Here is an 18,701-nt window from a genome sequence, read left to right on the forward strand (position 1 = left end):
GTTCTCGAGTTCTCGATGCACCTCGGCGAAACCAAATCCTCGCGACGATCCGCGAGGTCGTCGAGGATTTGTCCGACCGTGACGACGGCCGCCCCTCGCTCGGCGCAGCAACGACGGATCCCGAGTCCGAGGCTGCCGTTGAACAGACCAACGAAAGTGAAGGCACCTCCGATCTGCCGGTGCTCGCCGAGGCTGAGCTGAGCGAGAGGTTTCGGGGCCGAGATCGCGTGGTCTGCATAGGCGCGCGATCGCAGCTCGATGAGGCGGCCGCGCTGATGCTGAGCCAGATCTTGGAAAAGCATGGATTGGCGGCGGATGCGTTACCGCCGACCACGCTGTCGACCACCGGAATGGAGCGCCTTGCCGAGCGAGGCCCGGCTCTGATCTGTCTTTGCTATATCGGCCCGCACAATGCTGCTCACGTGAAGTATGCCCTGAGGCGCCTTCGTCGCCGCGTGCCGATGGCGATCCTCGTCTTTGGGCAGCTGTCGGAAGTCTCCAGTTCCCTGGCGGATATCCAGGGCCCCTTGCTTGCTGACGAAGTGGAAACTTGTTTTCGCAGCATCTGCCGGGTCTGTCTGAAATTTGCGGAGAAAGGGGACTCGGCATGATCGGAGACCGAAGATACTCGCGCCGGATCCTCTCCACAGCCGCAAGCCCCTATTTCTAAGTTGGCAATGAACCTCCAACGACATCCCTTCATGATCGGATTAATCTCGGCCGCCCTTGGCGTCGCAGGCTGCCTCCTGGTAGGCAACCTGCTGCCGGAGCCGCAGGAGCTAAGGCAACCGCTTCCGCATAATCTGGCCTCGTCGGATCGCCAGCTCAAGACGTCCATGGGCGCGCTTTTCGGGTCGAACTATGTGCCCGGAAACCGAGTGGAGACGCTCGTAAACGGCGTACAGATTTTCCCTTCGATGCTGCGCGCCATCCGCGAGGCGCGGCAGACGATCAGTTTCGAGACCTACATCTATTGGCGCGGCGCCATCGCCGAGGAGTTCGCCAATGCGCTCTCGATCAAGTCCCAAGAGGGGCTGAGCGTGAAGGTGCTGCTCGACTGGGCGGGCAGCCTCCCGATGGACGAGCGGCTGATCAAGCGGATGCAGGATGCGGGCGTCGAGGTCGTGCGGTTCCGTCCGGTCGCCTGGTACACGATCGATCGGGTGAACAACCGAACCCATCGGAAACTGCTAATCGTCGATGGGCGCGTGGGCTTCACCGGTGGTGTCGGCATCGCCGATGAGTGGAAGGGCGATGCGCGCTCGCCAAACGAATGGCGTGACAATCACTACCGCGTGGAAGGGCCGGCTGCAGCGGAGTTCCAGGCGGCGTTCGCGGAGCACTGGATCGAGGCGACCGGCGAACTGCTGCTCGGCGATCGTTTCTTCCCCGAGATTGGGCCGGCGGGTGATCGCGCCACTCAGGTCGTGATCAGTTCGAACCTCCAGCGCAATGTCATGCATCTGATGCTGATGACCGCGCTCGCCGCCGCGCAGAAAAACATCCGCATCGCTACACCCTACTTCGTTCCCGACGAACTGACGCGCCAGCAACTTCTTGAGGCTCGCAAGCGTGGCGTCGACATTCAGATCATTGTCCCCGGCCCCCAGACCGACGCGCGCATTGTCAGAAAGGCGTCCCGGCATCTGTGGGGGGAGCTGCTTCAGGCAGGCGTGAAGATCAGCGAGTATCAGCCCACGTTCTTCCACTGCAAGCTGGTGATCGTAGACGATATCTGGACCTCGGTGGGCTCGACGAACATCGACGACCGCGCCTTACGACTTAACGACGAAGCCAACATCAATCTGTTCGATCAGAAATTTGCCAGCACCCAAATGGCCCTGTTCGAGAAGGATGCGGCAGCCTCTCGGCCCTACAGTTTTTCGGATTGGCAAAACCGCTCAGCCAGCGAAAAGGTCTCGGACTGGGTATCCAGTCTCGCTCGGTCGCAGATTTGACCACCGAACAAAAAAGGCGAGATACTGCACCGCCCCCGCTCCAACTCGTCCGTCGCTTCGGCGGACGACGTCAGCGCACTTAAAGGTTCGTCCGTTCGCGCTCAGCGCAACAGCGGTCGAGAACCTGCGGAGCAGGCCTGTGATCACCGGCCAAGTAGCCGGCGTTCAAGCAAAGCCTGCATGTCGCGGCGGCCATCGGCGATGACGAAGATGACGACTCTACTGCCAATGACGCGGTAGATTAGGCGATACGGATCGAGCAGAATCTGCCGGAATTCCCGAACACCTAACGCCTCAAGCTCCTTGGGAAAGCTGCCCCGTTCCGGGTAACGCTCCAGTGTGGAGATCTTCTCGATGAATGCATCGAGCAAAGACTCGGCCGCTTTCATCGAACGGTGCTGCGCAAGGTAGGCGTGAATGGCTTCGAGATCGTCCTCCGCGCCTTGCGTCAGCTCGACCTCAAAGCGGCCCTCCTTCACCGGCGATCGGCCGCTTTTCCGCGCAGTCTTTCGACGACAGCGCGAGCTGGCTTGGTCTTGCCTGCCTCGACGTCCTGATTTCCGAGGGCCAGCAGCTTCAACAGCGCGAGCATCTCTTGCGTCTGCTCAAAGGAGGCAACATCCTGCAGCACCGCCTTGGCCTCGCCATTCTGCGTGATCACCAGAGGCTCTCGCCTTTCGGCGAGGTTGAGGAGGATTTCCGCTGCGTTGGCCTTCAGATAACTGATCGGCTTGACTTGGGCAGAATACCGCAAAGCGACCTCCCGAACTAAATTCGGCCCTAATATAGTCCAGGCGTCAGCGCGGTGCAAACTGCCTAGGCAGCAGCCTCTAACGAAGCCGACCATTGAGCGAGACGAACGTATCGGATACCCGCCATGAAGGGCGAGGCTCGGCGGATGAGATCCAGCGCGCGCTCGCGTTGAGCTCTGTGCTTGGCCGGTTCCGATACGTCACTGTCAGTGAAAGACCGCCATCGACGCTGCCGCGATGCCATTACCAGCGTTGCACTCCAGCCCAGGAGGCGCACGAACCTGTTCGTCACGAAGCGGCCCATATTGTCGCACTGAGACCCAACCCACATCATCGCAGCCATCACCGGCACGGCCACGAAGCCATTCACGACTGCGCTAATTCCCAGCTTGCTCGTGCTGCCAAGCGAAGCCGAGGACATACTCTCGATCTCCTCCCGCGAGCGGCAAAAGTGGATAGGCGACGGTCGACTCCAAAGCGCCGGAACGAGAACAGTGAAGCTTCGTGGGCGCTCCAAGCCAGTGACCTTCCAAGTATTCGGACCACGACATATCGAACGGACAGCAATCTGCCCGAAATCTGGCGCGCGGAGGTGTTGCCACTTCCGCCGAGCTTCGCCGGCGCGCCGCGAGCAAGGCCGCCCTGAGGCGTGCGGGAAATCGGCGGGCAAAATCGACAGCCGATCCTGCCGCCCGGAATGAGATATCCGAAGCCCAACTCGAAGATTGTGAGGAATACGCCGCGGAAGGGCTGCTGAGTGAGCGGCGCCCCGACGGTTTTCGGCACGACCAATAACCTTATCCGGCTGGCTCGCCTCCTGTGCTTGCATGCGGCCAGATAGATGGCGGCGCGACGATCAACGAACCACTTCAAACCTCTGGTTGACGGGGATACGATCAACCGATGGCTCCGATCGTCAGCTCGACCCTGACCGCACGCCGCGATCAGATGTTTCCGATCCTCGCAGAGACGGATATCGAGCGCATGCGGCGCTTCGGCGAAGAGCGCGACTATGCCGCCGGCGACCTGATCGTCCAGGCCGGCGAGATCTCGCCGGGCCTAGTCGTCATCCTCTCGGGTGAGGTCGACATCACGCAGTCCGGCGTTCTCGGCCAAAGGGAAGCGATCACCACTCACGGCCCCGGACATTTCATCGGCGAGCTGGCGCAACTGTCGAGCAGGCCTTCCCTGGTCAATGCGGAGGCGATCGAGCCGGTGCGGGCGATCATCGTCGCCTCGCCGCGGCTCCGGGACCTGATGGTGCAGGAGGCAAACCTCGGCGAGCGCGTGATGCGCGCCCTGATCCTGCGGCGCGTCGGCCTCCTGGAAAGCGGCGTAAGCGGGCCGATCATCATCGGCCCCTCCGGCAACGGCGACGTCCTGCGGCTGCAGGGGCTCCTCGCCCGAAACGGCATCCCGCACCGCGCGCTCGATTCCGATACAGACCCTTGCGCCAAAACCCTGATCGGGCGCTTCCAGATCGATCCGCACCACCTGCCGATCGTCCTGTGCCCGAGCGGCAAGTTGTTGCACAATCCCGGAGATAGCGAGGTCGCGCGCTGCGTCGGCCTGCTGCGGCCCGTCGACGGCGATAAGATCTATGATGTGGCGATCGTTGGCGCCGGTCCGGCGGGGCTGGCTGCGGCGGTCTATGCGGCATCGGAGGGGCTTTCGACGATCGTGCTCGATTGCCGGGCCTTCGGCGGGCAGGCCGGGGCCTCCTCGCGCATCGAGAACTATCTCGGCTTCCCGACCGGCATTTCGGGAATGGCGCTGATGGCGAGAGCCTATAATCAGGCGCAGAAGTTCGGCGTCGACATGGCAATCCCCGACGAAGTAAAGCTGCTTGCCGCCGCCGACGACGGATCCGATGCCCGCTACGCGCTGGCCGTCGGCGACGGCGAGACCGTGCGGACGCGCACGGTCGTGATCGCCAGCGGTGCACGCTATCGTCGCCTTGATCTCGCGAACCTCGCGGAATTCGAGGGGACATCGGTGCATTACTGGGCCTCCCCGATCGAGGCGCGGCTGTGCCAGGATCAGGAGGTGGCGCTGGTCGGCGCCGGCAATTCGGCCGGCCAGGCGGCAGTCTACCTGGCCACGCAGGTGAAGAAGGTCACGCTGCTGGCGCGACGCGACAGTCTCGATGCGACGATGTCACGTTATCTGGTCGAGCGCATCAAGGCCCAGCCGAACATCGAGGTGCTGACCGAAACCGAGATCACGGCGCTGGAAGGCAACGACGGCAAGCTCGAACAGGTCCGCTGGTGTAACCGTTCGACCGATGCCGAAACCCGGCGTCCCATCCGGCACGTCTTCCTGTTCATCGGTGCCGACCCCAATACGGACTGGCTTGCGAATTGCGACATCGCGCTCGACGGCAAGGGCTTCGTGCGCACCGGGCCGGATCTCGCGCCGAACCGTGGCTTGTTGGAAACCAACCACAGCGGGGTCTTTGCGATCGGCGATGTTCGCCGCGGCTCGGTCAAGCGTGTCGCCGCCGCCGTCGGCGAAGGTGCTCAGGTGGTGGCGGCGCTGCATGCCTGCCTGGCTGAGAATAGCGACCACGCCGCCACCTCCGAACCGGCGAGGAGACCGTGATGGACGAATGCCGGCACACCAGGGGCATCCGCGACGTCACGCCGAGCGCGCTCGGCTGCGAGGAATGCCTGAAGACCGGATCGCCGTGGGTGCATCTTCGGCTTGGCCGGACCTGCGGCCATGTCGGCTGCTGCGACGATTCACCCAATCGCCACGCCACTAGGCATTTTCATGCGACCGGCCATCCGATCATCGAGGGCTACGACCCGCCGGAAGGCTGGGGATGGTGCTATGTCGACGAGGTATTCATCGATCTCGGCGACCGCACGACGCCGCAGAACGGACCGATCCCACGCTTCGTCGAATTTGACCGGCAGGTACGAAGCGGAGCACCTCATTTGCTCTTACCGCCCCGTTCAAACGAGACATGGCATTTCCTCAAACCAAGGGGGCGAGCCCCCCGTAAATCGCCAAGGGGCGGCCGCCATTGCCCTATCGTTGGTGGGTTCAGCGGTGTGGTGTACACTGAGCACCTGCTCGGATCCTGATTGCAGACATTCGCCGATCCCGCTCCCACGTACGGAGGAAGCCAGCGATCTGTGGTTCGGATTTGAATTGCCTAAGTGTCGCATCTACCCCGATGCTGGCGCGGGGCGGCACCGAACCGATTGCGAAAGGCCCGGTTGAATACCGACAGGTCGCCGAACCCGACTGAGTAGGCGATGGAGGCGATGCTCTCGCCGGTGCGGCGGGGATCGAGCAGTGCGCGCCGGCTCTCCTCCAGCCGCGTGGCCAAGAGCCAGCGGCCGAAGCTCTGACCGGTTGCGGCGAAGCGCGCATGCAACGTACGCAGCGAGATGTTGAAATGCGCCGCGACGGTGCCTGGCGAGAGCGTCTCGTCGCCGAGGCGCCCGCGACAGAAAGCGAGGATCGCCTCATGGAGGTTGTCTCGGCTGTGGCCGGCGGCGTCGCTGGAAAGCCCAATTAGATTGCACAGATTGTCGGTAAGCAGGCTCGCCGACATGTCGTCGAGGACCTCGCCGTGCCGGGCCAGTTCCAGGATGTGCTGCCGCGCGAGCGAGATGAACCGGGATGCGAGCGGAATTCGGTGCGGGCGGCCGCGCACAAGCCAGGGCGCCTTGAGCAAAAGCGTCCGACGCGGCAGCACGGCAACGACGCGCCGAACTTCCTCCGAGAATGACAAGCGAAATGGCCGCGCGCCGTCTACAAGTCCGATCTCGCCGGGCTGGAGCAGCAGCCGCTCGTCGCCCTGAGAGAGCCGGCATTCGCCACATTCCTGCAGGCTGACCAGAACGCTGTCATCGCCTTGGGCAACATGGCGCGGGGTGCGCACGACGTCGTGCCGCGAGGAGCGGAAGCTCGCGATCCTGACATCGCCGAAACTGCGCCCGACGAGGGAACCGTGGAATGCCTCCTGCGGGTCGGGCGCTTCGGTCGAAACGCCGAGCACAGCGCGGCACACGGTTTCGCGCCAGTAGTCGAAACCGGAATCGGGCTCCAGGCCTTCTGTGCGCCAGACGATGGTCCCCATGCCCCTCTCCACCCCGCAGCCGACAGAACATCCCGAGGCGCGGCCAGCTTTTCATAAGAATGGTTTGCACTCAAAGCCGGATTTTTCTGCACGCAGCGCCGAGACCTCGCGCGGCCTGGGTCCCTAGCTTTCCAGTCGGAGGGCAGACGGGAATGCAGACGAATTTCAGCGCCGACCAGTTGCGCGATCCAGCGATCCGGGAAGCCGCCGACATCCTCGGCACCTGCGTGCATTACGGCTTCTGCACCAATACCTGCCCGACCTATGTGCTCAGCCGCGACGAAAACGAATCCCCGCGCGGCCGCATCGACCTGATCCGCGAGATGCTGGAGAGCACGGCGCCGCCGAAGGCGCAGACCGTCGCGCATCTCGACAGCTGCCTCTCCTGCCTGTCCTGCATGACGACCTGCGCGGCGAAGGTCGATTACGCGCATCTGATCGACCGGGCCCGGATCCATGTCGAGCGCCATCATCGCCGGCCCGCCGCCGATCGCGCCCTGCGAGCCCTGCTCGCCTTCGTCCTGCCGCGCCCGCGATTGTTCCGTGCGGCGCTGGGGTTCGGTCGTCTCGGGCGATCGATGCAGCGGATGCTGCCGCAGCAGCTCCGGCCCCTGCTCGCGATGATCCCGGAGCGCACGCAGGCCGAGATCCTGACGCCGCAGGTCTTCCCCGCGCAGGGCGAAAGGCGCGCGCGCGTGGCGCTGCTCGCCGGCTGCGCCCAGCAGGCTCTCGACGGCAACATCAACGCCGCGACGATCCGCTTGCTGACCCGGCATGGCTGCGAGGTCGTCGTCGCCGCCGGAGCCGGCTGCTGCGGTTCGCTGACGCTGCATATGGGCCGCGAGGCGCAGGCCGCTAAGGCCGCTGCCGCCAATGTCCGGGCCTGGATGCGCGAGCGCCGCGGCGAGGGGCTCGACGCGGTGATCGTCAACGCTTCCGGTTGCGGCACCACGGTCAAGAATTACGGCCATCTCCTCGCCGGGGCCGAACGCGCGGCCGAAGCGAAGGAGATTGCCGGCATCGCGCGCGACGTCACCGAATTCATCGCCGGTATCGGGCTGCTGCCGCCGGCGGCCGAGCGTCCCCGCCTGCGTATCGCCTATCACGACGCCTGCTCGATGCAGCACGGCCAGCGCGTAACGCGGCCGCCGCGGGACCTGCTGCGCGCCGCCGGGTTCGAGGTCGCGGACGTGCCGGAGAAGCATTTCTGCTGTGGCTCCGCCGGAACCTACAACCTGCTCCAGCCCGCCACGGCCGAAATCTTGGGCCGGCGAAAGGCGGGTCATATCGATAGCACCGCGCCGGACGTCGTGGCGGCCGGTAATATCGGCTGCCTCACGCAGCTCAGGCGCTATGTCGCGGCGCCGATGGCGCACACCGCCGAGCTTCTGGACTGGGCGACGGGCGGTCCTCTGCCGCCGGCCGTGGCCGGTGCGGCGCTAACGAGCCGGCCCGCCCCGGAGCGGGAGGAGGCGCCGGCCAATCTCGTGTCGACCGCCCCACCGGCGAGCGACGATGCGGGCTTCTGGTGAGACGAATGCAGGAACGGATGGCAGAAGGGAGAGCCGGCATGGCGGAAGCATTCTTCAACGAGGTCGCGGCAGCGATCGGGGCCGAATGGATCAACCGCAGCGAGGAGACGCTACGCCGCTACGGAGAGAACACGATGCCGGGTGGCGATCGGCGCCCGCTCGGCGTGGTCTATCCCGGCAGCACGGCCGAATTGCAGGCGATCGTGAAGGCGGCGAACCGCCATGGCGTCGCGCTCTACCCGGTCAGCACCGGCAACAACATCGGCCTCGGCAGCCGCTCCGCGGTGCATGCGGGCCAGGTCGTCGTCGACCTCGGACGCAGGATGAACCGCATCCTCGACATTGACGAAACGCTGGCCTTCGCCGTGGTCGAGCCGGGCGTCAGCTATCAGGCGATGTATGACGAGCTCGTCCGGCGCGGCGACAAGCTCATGGTCGACGTCACCTCAGGTCCGCCCCAGGGCGGCATGCTCGGCAATGCGCTCGACAAGGGCGCCGGCTACGGCCCCTACTTCGACCATTTCGGCTTCTCCTGCGGCATGGAGATCGTGCTCGGCAATGGCGAGGTGCTGCGCACCGGCGACGGTGCCTTGCAAGGCTCCGAACTGCCGAACTGGCATGTCAGCAAATACAGCTTCGGCCCGATCCTCGACGGTCTGTTCGCCCAGTCGAATTTCGGCATCGTCACCCGCATGGGCATCTGGCTGCTGCCACGTCCACCGGCGATCCGCAGCTTCCACTTCACCTATCCGGACGAGGACGATCTTGCCGAGATCGTCGACATCTGCCGCGCGCTCAAGCTCTCGAACTTCGTGCCGACATTGCTGCGCGTCGCCAACGACACCTATCTGTGCGGCTCCGAGCATCCGAGCCCGGATTATCGCCCGGGCAGCCGCGCCTCGATCTCCGATGAGGCCCGACGCGCGTTGCGGGAGAAGGACGGGCTCGGCGCCTGGACGGTCTCGGGCGCCTTCTACGGCCCCAGCATGGCCGCGCTCGAACCGCAGATCGAGCGCGTGCGCGCCGCCTTCGGCGAGTCAGGCAAGGCGACCTACATCCCGCATGAGGAGGCATCGTCCTTCCACGCCCTACGAGTAGCCATGGACGCCTGCTCGGGCGTTCCCGGCGTCGGCGAGCTCGGCTTGCTGAAATGGCGCCCTGGCGGCGGCAATCTCTGGTTCCTGCCGGGCACGCCGATGGTCGGCAGCGTCGCCAATGACTGCCAGCGCATGGCGCGCCGCATCTATGCCGAGCACGGCATGGACTACATGATCATGAACGTCTGCAGCGCCCGCTTTGCGCGCGGGCTGCACGTCATCGCCTTCGATCGCGAGAACCCCGACGAGAACGCCCGTGCCAATGCCTGCTACGAGGCGCTGGCGCGTGCCTATGCCGAGCGGGGCATCTTCGTCGGCCGCGCGCCGCTCGATTATCACGCGCTGCATATGGGCCAGGCCATGCCGGCCTTTCGCGAGAGCTGCACGGCAATCAAGGCCACGCTCGATCCGGCCGGCGTCATCGCGCCCGGACGCTACGGCATCGGCTGATTTCGAACGAAGCAATGAGGGGAAGCAGCATGCACAGGACCACAAGGATTGCTCCGACGGCGCTTGCGCTGCTCGCAGCACTATCAGCCCCAGCCTCGGCCGAGCCGGTCAAATCAGTGAAAATCGGCCTGGTCAGCACCCTGACCGGCCCGCCCGCCGTACTCGGCCAGCACACCCGCGACGGCTTCCAGCTCGCGATCAAGCAGCTCGGCGGCAAGATCGGCGGCATTCCGGCAGAAGTCGTGGTTGTCGATGACGAACTGAAGCCCGAGATCGGCATCCAGCGCGTGGAATACCTGATCGAGCGCGAAAAGGTCGACGCCATCGTCGGCATTGTCTTCTCCAACATCCTGATGGCGACGGCCCGGCGCATGGTCGACAGCAAGACCGTCTTCATCGGCACCAATGCCGGCCCCTCGCCGCTGGCCGGCCGGAACTGCAGCCCGTATCTCTTCTCGGCCGCGTATCAGAACGACCAGAACGCTGAGGCGATGGGGCGCCACGCCACCAGCAGGGGCTACCGCAAGATCGTGGTCGTCGCCCCCAACTACCAGGCTGGCAAGGACGTCGTCGCAGGCTTCAAACGGGAATACAAAGGCGAGATCGTCGACGAGATCTTTGTGCCGCTGGCGCAGCCAGATTTTTCCAGCGACCTCGCCAAGGTCGTGTCGTCGGGCGCAGATGCCGCCTTCGTCTTCATGCCCGGCGGCCTCGGCGTCACCTTCGTCAAGCAGTGGAGGCAAGCGGGCGTCGCGCTGCCGATGCTGTCTGCCCACACCATCGACGAGACCAACCTACCCGCGCTGCAGGAAGCGGCGGTCGGAACTTCGGGCGTGACCAACTGGTCACCTGCGCTGGATGTGCCGGCAAGCCGCGCCTTCGTCGAGGCCTTCAGGGCCGAGTACAAATACACGCCCGCCAACTATGCAGCGCACGCCTACGATGCCGCGATGTGGCTGAACGCTGCGGTAACCGCATCGAGAGGCGAGATCGCCGACCGGGCGAAGCTGATCGACGCCCTGCGCAAGACAAAATTCGAATCCGTGCGCGGGCGCTTCGAGATCGGCACAAACCAGTTCCCGATCCAGGATTATTACCTCGTCGCGGTGACGAAGCGCGATGACGGCAGCTACGCCACCGAGATCGATCGCAAGATTGTCGAGGGCCTCCCCGACGCCTATGGCAAGGATTGTAAGATGCCGTTCTGACAGACTCCGTTGTGCACCGGCCCGGATCGGCACCACGTGCTCGGTGACGGCACTCGTCCTGGCTCTCACCCGACCTTGATGAGGTTCTGGTTCGGCAGAGGACCGCCGGGGAACTGCGCGAGCTTGCCGCCGACCGCGAGCGAACCGAGGTCGATTCCGGCGAACCCGAGGCGCTCGATCAGGGCAGCAACCTCGGATTTAGCTGCGGCGTCGTTGCCGGAGTAGAACAGCACGCGCCGCCCGCCATCCGAGCGGGGATCGGTGGCCAGCAGCTCCGCGCGAAGATGGTTGAAAGCCTTCACGACGCGGGCTTCCGGAACGAGATCGGCAACGACCTCGCTCGATGCACGGCCATCAAGGTCCACAGGCTTGAACAGCGGCGCTTCGATCGCATTGTTGGCGTCGATGACGATCCGCCCGTTCCAGGCAGGAAGTCTCGCCAGCGCGGCCGGAAGTTTTGTCCAGTTCACGGCAACGAAGACGATGTCGGCGCGCGCGGCTTCCTCGCGGCTGACCGCCGTGATGGATGGTCCGAGCTCGCGGACCAGATCTACGAGAGAATCCGGACCGCGGCTGTTCGAGATGCCGGCCTCGATACCTGCGCGTGCCAGCGTCCGGGCGAAGGCCGTGCCGATGGCGCCCGAGCCGATGATGCCAATGGTCATGTGATGTTCCTTCAGGGTCGGCGCCGGCGGCAGTCAGCGTGCCGGCGCGCTTGATGTCACGATCGGTGTCAGACGGCTGGTGCAGCTCCGAGTTGCTGCATCAGCGAGAAGAGGTTGGCGACGCCCCAGTGCTCCGCGATCTTCCCTTCACGGACGCGCATGACGTCGACGGTCTCGAACTGGATTTTTCGGCCCGTCGGCTTGATCCCGAAGAGCTCTCCCCGATGCGTGCCGTGATAGGTCTTGTAGGTCGTCACACGGTCGCCATCGGCGAGCTGCCAATGGATCTCGGCGTGGAAATCGGGAAAGGCGGTGCGAAGCACCTTGTACAATTCCCTCGCACCGGCCTTGTCCGGGGTGCGACCCGGCTGCGGCGTGTGGTCGAGGAAATCGTCGGCGAACAATTCCTCGAACACCGCGAAATTGCCTCCGCCCTGTACTTCTTCGGTATTGCGGCGAACGACCGCCTTGGCGGCTTCGCTTGGGTTGCTGCTGGTCATGACACGCTCCGATGAGTTGAGAGGTCTGGGCTACGGTTGCTCGCGAGGGCGGCTCACGCCTTGCCGCCGGCCGCCTGCCCCAGCAGTTGCAGTTCCCAGGCGAGCGCGATGCCGGTGCCGCCGCCATGCTCTATGAAGATCTCCCCGCCCTTCCCGGCCGTCTCTTCGCGAGCCCAGTCGCGCTGCAGCTCGCCGGCGACCGCCATCCAGGTGATCGGAACGACGCCCGCCATCACCATGCGGCGCACCGCCATGTCGTGCGCTTCTGCGCTCACGCCGCCCGACGCATCGGTGACCGCATAGACCTCGTAGCCTTCGCCCGCCGCCTGGATGGCCGGCATGGCCAGGCAGATCTCGGACCAGAGCGCCGCGATGATGAGCTTCTTGCGTCCCGTCTTCTTCACCGCATCGACGACGCGGGCATCCTCCCAGGTGTTGATGAAGGTGCGGTCGATCGGCTTCTGATCGGGGAAGACATCCTGCAGGCCCTTGATCAGCTTGCCGCCGCGGTCCTCGAGGACGGTGGTCAGGATCGTCGGCACGCCGAAGAGCTTGGCCGTCTTGGCCAACGCGATGACGTTGTTCACGATCATTGTGGGTTCGTGGCTGTGCAGATTGGCGAACTGGAAGGGCTGGTGGTCGATCAGCACCAGCACCGACTCTTCAGGGGTCAGCAGGGCGTTGAGGCCGTTCTTCGGGGCGGTGGACTGGGTAGCCATGGGCGTTTCTCCGATTGGTTCTGCGTTGTCCGCCCCACAGCAATCGCCCGTTTATTCGGCTATGATTAGTCGGTAATGGCTGATAATTCTTACAAGTATTGCTTGAAGGAAGGCGCTTGGAGACACTGGCCAACCTCGAATCCTTCACACGCAGCGCCGAAGCCAGCAGCTTCTCGGTCGCGGCGCGGAGGCTCTCCCTGACGCCGGCGGCGGTCAGCCGCAACGTCGCGACGCTCGAACGCAATCTCGGTGTCCGGCTGTTTCACCGCAGCACGCGAAAGCTGACGCTGACCGACGCAGGGGAGCGTTTCCTGCTGGAGATCAGGGACAACCTCGAAGGGCTCCAGCAGGCCATTGCGAGCGTGGCGACGAATAGCGGAGAACCGGCCGGCGTGCTCAAGGTCAGCATGGGCCTCAATTTCGGGGCCGACTACATTCTGCCGATGCTGCCCGCGTTCCTGGCCCGCTATCCCGGCATCCGGCCCGATTGGCAGTTCACGACGCGGCAGACCGACCTGATCGCCGAGGGTTTCGATGCCGCGATCGGCGGCGGCATCGAATGGGGGCCCGGCGTCGTCTCGCGCACGCTCGCACCGCTGCATCTGATCGCGGTCGCGTCGCCCGCATACATGAAGAAGCACAGGCCGCCGACCGATCCCACACAGCTTTCCGCGTTCGATGGGATCGCGTGGCGCTCATCAAGGACGGGCCGGATCCGGGAAYGCATCATGCGCGACGTCGAAGGCACCGCGATTCCGGTCAAGCTCAAGGAGACCATTGTCCTTGACGACCCCGAAGCGACCTGTCGCGCGGCGCTGCTCGGGCTCGGCGTGACACTGAACGCCGTGTGCCATGTGCTGCCGCATCTGGAGAGCGGCGCGCTCGTCCGCCTGCTGCCGCAGTGGTACATCGACGAAGGGCCGATCTCGATCTACTACGCAAGCCGCACCCTGCTCCCATCAAAGACCCGTGTCTTTGTCGATTTCGTCGCTGACGCGTTTCGGCGCCAGCGGCTCGCCGAGAAATTTGCCGGCAGTCTTGGCTAGCCATAGATATGCCTCAAGGAGCACATGATCCGAGCTTCTAGCGGCGTCATCATAGGCCTCGTACCAATGTCGAGACCATTGAAGACACCGTCATAACCAACAATGGCGGACTTCCATCGCGGCCAACCCGGTTTCACTCAGTAGCGTCGGCTTTTGTGGGGTCGTCCGGGCTCACGGCGTTCCGCATGCCCCGTCTCAGCGCCTGGACAAGCTGGTTGAGTTCGATCATCTGAGGCACTTCGAAACCGGAATGGCGCAATAGCGCGTCGGTGAGGCAGCCGGTTTGGGGATGGAGCTCCCTACCCTTCTCGGTAAGATGCACCTCGACCAGGCGCTCGTCCGTGGTACTGCGCCGGCGACTAAGAAATCCTGCCGCCTCCAGTCGCTTGACGGCGGGCGTGATCGTGCTCGGCTCCAGCGCGAGCCGTTCAGCGATGGCCCCGATCGTCAGCCCGTCCTTTTCCCAAAGCGTGCTTAGGGCGAGATACTGCGTATAGGTCACGCCGAGCCCGTCGAGCATCGGCTTGTAGACCCGCTGGATCGCCAGCGAGGCCGAATAGATTGAGAAACAGAGCTGGCCGTCGAGCGGCAAGGTCGGCCCCGCAGGCGCAGGCGCAGGCGCGGCGGAAGGCTTCTGGGCGTCGGTCATGTTGAACTCCGGAATCGGCTGGCGGGTCGATGTCGAGAAAAACGATATCGCGATAAAGAAAGCGCTTTACAAGCTCCGAGGGGGTGAGTATGAAGTACTTATCGCGATAATAATTGCCGCGAACATGTTAACCCAAGGAGCCCGCCATGACCAAGTCCATCCTCGCCGCTGCCGCCCTTGCCCTCTCCACCACCGTCTCGCTGACCTCCGCCCAAGCCGCCCCCGCCGTCAAGAACGTCGTCCTCGTCCATGGCGGCTTCGTCGACGGCTCGGGTTGGCAGGGTGTCTACAACGCCCTCAGGGCCAAGGGCTACCACGTCACCATCATCCAGAATCCGACCACCTCGCTCTCCGACGACGTCGCCTTCACCAAGCGCGCCATTGCGCAGCAGGACGGCCCGGTCGTGCTCGTCGGCCATTCCTATGGCGGCGTCGTGGTCAGCGAGGCCGGCACCGATCCTRAGGTGAAGTCGGTGGTCTACATCGCCGCCTTCGCGCCGGATGCCGGTGAATCGGTGATGTCGCTGATCGCCAACCCGCCTGCAGGCGCGCCCGTCCCGCCGATCCTGCCGCCAGTCGAGGGCTTCCTAGCGCTTGACAAGACCAAGTTCGCAGCTGCCTTCGCTGCCGATGTCGACGCGAAGACCGCCACCTTCATGGCCGACTCGCAGGTGCCCTGGGGCGTCGCGGCTGCCGGCGGCACCGTCACCAGCCCGGCCTGGAAGACAAAGCCGAGCTATTATCTCGTCGCCACCGACGACCACATGATTCCGCCCCCCGCCCAGCGCCAGATGGCCAAGCGCGCCGGTGCGACCGTAGCCGAGACCAAGGGCAGCCATGCCGTTTACGTCTCCAAGCCCAAGGTCGTCGCGGAATTCATCGAACAGGCCGCTCGCCAGAAGTGAACGGCGCGGCCGGCAAGCTCGCACCGCCGCATCGATCAGACAGGCCGGGTTCGATCAGAGCCCGGCTCTGGCACGAACGCTCCCATCAAAGCCGCGCCATTACGGTTCGACATGAACGGCCCGGCCGGCAAACCAGCCATTGACTGCGGTGCCCACCCCCAGAAGCACGAAGAGCACCGCGCTCCAGGCGAAGCTGCCGGTCCAGCTATGGATCAGGCCGACGACGAGCGGGCCGATGGCGGCCAGCAGATAACCGACGCATTGCGCCATGCTGGAAAGCTGGGCCGCGACATGCGCGTCGTGAGCGCGCAGGACGATCACCGTCAGTGCCACGGCGATCAGGCCGCCCTGCCCGATGCCTTGCAGCACCGCCCAGAACCAGATCGACCAGAGCGGCGCGAACAGGAGACCGAGGAGAGCCACGACGGCCAATCCGCTGAGCGCGACGTTGATGGCCCGCTGGTCCCGGCCGCGCACGGCGATATGCGGCGCGATCAGGCAGGCAGCTGCCTGCATCATCACCGACACGGAGACGATCGCCCCGGCTGTGAAGCCTTCCAGGCCGCGTTCGCGCAGGATCGGCACCAGCCAGCCGAAGACGCAATAGGCTAGCGCCGACTGCAGCCCCATGAACAAGGTGACGTGCCAGGCCAGCCTGTTCCGCCACAAGCCCTGCACGTTCGGCCGAGCCCCCGTGACCTGGAAGCGGCTCGAAAGCACCTGGGGCAGCCAGAGCAGGCCCGCCACCAAGGCAAGAAGCGCCCAGACCGCGAGCGCCCCGCCCAGCGACAACTGGAGCGACTGTTTGAGGGGCAAGGTCAGGCCGGCAGCACCGGCCGCCCCCGCACAGAGCGCCATCGTGTACCAGCCCGTCATCAGCGCCGCTCGATCGGGGAAGTCCCGCTTCACGACACCCGGAAGCAGCACGTTGCCGATGGCGATGCATGCTCCGGCAAGGGCCGTGCCCAGGAAAAGCAGCGGAATCGATCCAAAGCCGCGCAGTGCTGTGCCGCAAGCGAGCAGTAGCACGGCCACGAGCAGGGTCCGCTCCGTGCCGATCCAGCGCGACAGGCGCGGCGCCAAGGGCGAGAACAACCCGAGACAGACCACGGGAAGCGTCGTCAGGACGCTGGCTCCCAGCGAGGAAAGGCCCAGCGTGCTGCTGATCTCCGGCAGCAAGGTCGAAGCGCTGGAGAACACTGGCCGCAGATTGAACGCGATGAGCACCAGGCTCGCGCCGAGGAGAAATCGCGAAAGCGCGGTCGAGGTCGTGCCCGAGGCAATGGCGGCTGGCTGGCTCATGACAGCAGCGCCTTGTCGAGTGCAGCCAGAACGGGCGCCATGAAGCGACGCACGGCCGCGTCAGCTCGGTCGGGATCGCCGGCTTCGATGGCGTCCACGATTGCGCGATGCGCCGCCATGTCCGGCTCGGGCAGATCGTCTTCCAGCGTCGCCGCGATCGTTTCCGCGATCAGCCGCGAGGAGAAATCGTACAGTCCCGTCAGCACGCTGTTGCGGGATGCCGCGATCACCGCCCGGTGGAAGGCGAAGTCGCGGGCGACGAAAGCGGCCTTCTCACCACCGGCATACTCTCCGCGTTCCGCCAGGAGCGTACGAAGCCGCTCCACATCGACAGGGGAACAGCGCAATGCCGCCAGGCGCGCCGCCTCGACATCGAGCGCCAGCCGCGCCTCGAACTGCTCTCGAAGACCGGCTCGCTTCGCCGTGGCGAGCGACAGGCTCGTTCCGGTCGTCGACAGCACATAGGTGCCGGAACCCTGCCGGGTTTCGAGGATGCCCTGCGACGCGAGGACCCGCACGGCCTCGCGCACGGTGCCGCGGCTGACCGCAAGCGCGGTCGACAAGGCCGCCTCGTTCGGCAATTTCTCACCGATTTCCCATCGCCGAGCGAGGATTTCGCCACGGATCGCTTCGACGGCCGTTTCGGCCAGGCTCGGCCTGCTCAGCGCACGCATGCAAATTCACCAAATCATTAGATGACTTGGCGAATACCGCATCGTGCCTGCTACGTCAAAACTGGGCGGCTCGACGCAGCGCGAGTGCGAAGCCTGCTCCGGGAGACCCCACCGGCAATCGCGGGATAGCCCGACTACATTCGCGATGTGGGCGTTTTCGAAGCGGGTCGTGATGGCTGTTCGGGCGTATCGATCAGTGGCTCGGCTTTGACGCCGCAATCGGCTTGAATCCAGCGTCGAACGTTTTCCCGAACCAGCCGCTGCTCGCTAGGTTCCCCCGCTTGGGCTGCTCGGCGCGATCGATGCTGGGCAGCGGGATGGATGTGGCTCGCACTGTCGAGGGCCGCATCTCATCGAGAGCTAAGGACCGACCGCGAGACATCTCACGCGCGGTCCGCCGTTCAGGAACCGCCATATCGCCCGTGAGTTTTGCCGCCAGACCCACCCGACTGATGGATGCCCATGAACCTGCCCTCGCCCGCCGACGGCGCCCAGCCCGATCTTTTTCGCGCCTTGCAAGCCAGCGATTTCCTGAACCCGCCGATTCTGCTGGCAGGGGTTGTCGATAATATGATGTACGCCTTCTTCCGGGACCGCCTCATGACGGCTCCTCTGGAGGGCGTCGTCGTCATCGAGCTCAGCACCCTGGGAGGCGATCCCGAAGTGGCGCGGATGATGGGCGAGGACGTTCGGTTTCACAGCGAGCAGGAACCGGGCCGGCGCTTCGTCTTCCTCGGCAAGACCGCCATTTACTCCGCCGGCGCGACCTTCATGAGCTTCTTCGCTCGCCCGAACCGCTATCTGACGCGCGGTACGCGGCTCATGATCCACGAGCGCAAGCTCCAGGCCAATGTCATCCTCGATGGCCCCTTGACCATGTGCATCGCCAATCTGAAAGCCAAGCTGAACGAGATCGAGCATTCGATCCAGATCCAGAACGAGGGGTTCCAGAATCTTATCGCCGGCTCGGCGGTGACCATGGAGCAGGTGCTGAGGCTGGCGCCGGAAAATTGGTACATAGAAGCCAATGAGGCCCATAATCTCGGGCTTATCGAAGGCGTGATATAGCTCTGTCTGCCTTGACCGGCAGGCTGACTGGCAAAGCGTGCTGCCGGCGGCAACCAAGACGCAGCGCTGCTGTTCGCTTCGCT

Annotated in this window: 17 protein-coding genes and 2 pseudogenes; 10 read left to right on the forward strand and 9 right to left on the reverse strand. The window is 64.7% G+C overall.

Annotated features, from left to right (window positions below; translation table 11 throughout):
- Positions 1 to 611: pseudogene (locus AB4Z10_RS27370) on the forward strand (AI-2E family transporter); the annotation flags it as partial.
- Positions 612 to 701: 90 nt separating this feature from the next.
- Positions 702 to 1,958 (forward strand): phospholipase D-like domain-containing protein, encoded by a 1,257-nt coding sequence (locus tag AB4Z10_RS27375; RefSeq protein WP_441473560.1) that lies wholly within the window; start codon positions 702 to 704, stop codon positions 1,956 to 1,958.
- Positions 1,959 to 2,101: 143 nt separating this feature from the next.
- Here the strand turns inward: AB4Z10_RS27375 and AB4Z10_RS27380 are convergent, their stop codons facing one another.
- Positions 2,102 to 2,437, reverse strand: coding sequence for a type II toxin-antitoxin system RelE/ParE family toxin (locus tag AB4Z10_RS27380; RefSeq protein WP_441473561.1), 336 nt, complete (start codon positions 2,435 to 2,437; stop codon positions 2,102 to 2,104).
- Positions 2,434 to 2,712, reverse strand: a complete 279-nt coding sequence (locus AB4Z10_RS27385; RefSeq protein WP_441473605.1) for a type II toxin-antitoxin system Phd/YefM family antitoxin — start codon at positions 2,710 to 2,712, stop codon at positions 2,434 to 2,436. The genes AB4Z10_RS27380 and AB4Z10_RS27385 overlap by 4 nt, the downstream gene beginning before the upstream one ends.
- Positions 2,713 to 3,613: 901 nt before the next feature.
- Here AB4Z10_RS27385 and AB4Z10_RS27390 point away from each other — a divergent pair.
- Together AB4Z10_RS27390 and AB4Z10_RS27395 are read left to right on the forward strand one after the other, a co-directional pair.
- Positions 3,614 to 5,311 carry an FAD-dependent oxidoreductase gene (locus AB4Z10_RS27390; RefSeq protein ID WP_441473562.1) on the forward strand — a complete coding sequence of 566 codons (1,698 nt, stop codon included), beginning with the start codon at positions 3,614 to 3,616 and terminating at the stop codon, positions 5,309 to 5,311.
- A pseudogene (locus AB4Z10_RS27395) lies at positions 5,311 to 5,610 on the forward strand (UBP-type zinc finger domain-containing protein); the annotation flags it as partial. The gene AB4Z10_RS27390 and the pseudogene AB4Z10_RS27395, both read left to right, overlap by 1 nt.
- Before the next feature lie 260 nt (positions 5,611 to 5,870).
- Here the strand turns inward: AB4Z10_RS27395 and AB4Z10_RS27400 are convergent.
- Complete coding sequence (locus AB4Z10_RS27400) at positions 5,871 to 6,803, reverse strand: helix-turn-helix domain-containing protein (protein WP_441473563.1); 933 nt, start codon at positions 6,801 to 6,803, stop codon at positions 5,871 to 5,873.
- Between the two features lie 152 nt (positions 6,804 to 6,955).
- Here AB4Z10_RS27400 and glcF point away from each other — a divergent pair, with 152 nt between their 5' ends.
- The 3 genes from glcF to AB4Z10_RS27415 are packed head-to-tail and all read left to right on the forward strand — an operon-like array spanning position 6,956 to position 11,090.
- Positions 6,956 to 8,335: a glycolate oxidase subunit GlcF gene (gene glcF / locus AB4Z10_RS27405; RefSeq protein WP_441473564.1), complete on the forward strand. Its 1,380-nt coding sequence runs from the start codon at positions 6,956 to 6,958 to the stop codon at positions 8,333 to 8,335.
- 38 nt (positions 8,336 to 8,373) lie between these two features.
- Entirely contained in the window at positions 8,374 to 9,882 is a 1,509-nt protein-coding gene (locus tag AB4Z10_RS27410) for an FAD-binding oxidoreductase (RefSeq protein WP_441473565.1), read from the forward strand.
- Between the two features lie 29 nt (positions 9,883 to 9,911).
- Entirely contained in the window at positions 9,912 to 11,090 is a 1,179-nt protein-coding gene (locus AB4Z10_RS27415; RefSeq protein WP_441473566.1) for an ABC transporter substrate-binding protein, read from the forward strand.
- 65 nt (positions 11,091 to 11,155) lie between these two features.
- Here the strand turns inward: AB4Z10_RS27415 and AB4Z10_RS27420 are convergent, their stop codons facing one another.
- Genes AB4Z10_RS27420 through AB4Z10_RS27430 form a run of 3 tightly spaced genes read right to left on the reverse strand, consistent with a single transcriptional unit; the run spans position 11,156 to position 12,974 of the window.
- A complete protein-coding gene (locus tag AB4Z10_RS27420) occupies positions 11,156 to 11,770 on the reverse strand; it encodes an NADPH-dependent F420 reductase (RefSeq protein ID WP_441473606.1) in 615 nt (204 codons plus the stop codon).
- A 53-nt stretch (positions 11,771 to 11,823) separates the two neighbouring features.
- Positions 11,824 to 12,255 (reverse strand): ester cyclase, encoded by a 432-nt coding sequence (locus AB4Z10_RS27425; RefSeq protein ID WP_441473567.1) that lies wholly within the window; start codon positions 12,253 to 12,255, stop codon positions 11,824 to 11,826.
- Positions 12,256 to 12,308: 53 nt separating this feature from the next.
- Positions 12,309 to 12,974: a hydrolase gene (locus AB4Z10_RS27430; RefSeq protein WP_441473568.1), complete on the reverse strand. Its 666-nt coding sequence runs from the start codon at positions 12,972 to 12,974 to the stop codon at positions 12,309 to 12,311.
- 116 nt (positions 12,975 to 13,090) lie between these two features.
- On the opposite strand from AB4Z10_RS27430, the gene AB4Z10_RS27435 reads away from it, so the two are divergent.
- Positions 13,091 to 14,020, forward strand: coding sequence for a LysR family transcriptional regulator (locus AB4Z10_RS27435; protein WP_441473569.1), 930 nt, complete (start codon positions 13,091 to 13,093; stop codon positions 14,018 to 14,020).
- Between the two features lie 133 nt (positions 14,021 to 14,153).
- Here the strand turns inward: AB4Z10_RS27435 and AB4Z10_RS27440 are convergent, their stop codons facing one another.
- The gene (locus AB4Z10_RS27440) at positions 14,154 to 14,669 is read right to left on the reverse strand and encodes a MarR family winged helix-turn-helix transcriptional regulator (RefSeq protein WP_441473570.1); all 516 of its coding nucleotides are present in this window, start codon (positions 14,667 to 14,669) and stop codon (positions 14,154 to 14,156) included.
- A gap of 146 nt (positions 14,670 to 14,815) precedes the next feature.
- Between AB4Z10_RS27440 and AB4Z10_RS27445 the strand changes: the two genes are divergently transcribed.
- Positions 14,816 to 15,574, forward strand: a complete 759-nt coding sequence (locus AB4Z10_RS27445; protein ID WP_441473571.1) for an alpha/beta hydrolase — start codon at positions 14,816 to 14,818, stop codon at positions 15,572 to 15,574.
- Positions 15,575 to 15,673: 99 nt separating this feature from the next.
- Here AB4Z10_RS27445 and AB4Z10_RS27450 read toward each other — a convergent pair whose 3' ends face one another.
- Complete coding sequence (locus AB4Z10_RS27450; protein ID WP_441473572.1) at positions 15,674 to 16,876, reverse strand: CynX/NimT family MFS transporter; 1,203 nt, start codon at positions 16,874 to 16,876, stop codon at positions 15,674 to 15,676.
- On the reverse strand, positions 16,873 to 17,550 hold the full coding sequence (locus tag AB4Z10_RS27455) for a FadR/GntR family transcriptional regulator (RefSeq protein ID WP_441473573.1): 678 nt from the start codon (positions 17,548 to 17,550) through the stop codon (positions 16,873 to 16,875). Before AB4Z10_RS27455 ends, AB4Z10_RS27450 begins: the two co-directional genes overlap by 4 nt.
- 462 nt (positions 17,551 to 18,012) lie before the next feature.
- Here AB4Z10_RS27455 and AB4Z10_RS27460 point away from each other — a divergent pair, with 462 nt between their 5' ends.
- Positions 18,013 to 18,618: a peptidase S14 gene (locus AB4Z10_RS27460; RefSeq protein WP_441473574.1), complete on the forward strand. Its 606-nt coding sequence runs from the start codon at positions 18,013 to 18,015 to the stop codon at positions 18,616 to 18,618.
- Positions 18,619 to 18,701 lie beyond the last annotated feature (83 nt).

Source organism: Allobosea sp. RAF48 (genome assembly GCF_052114025.1).
Lineage (GTDB): Bacteria > Pseudomonadota > Alphaproteobacteria > Rhizobiales > Beijerinckiaceae > Allobosea.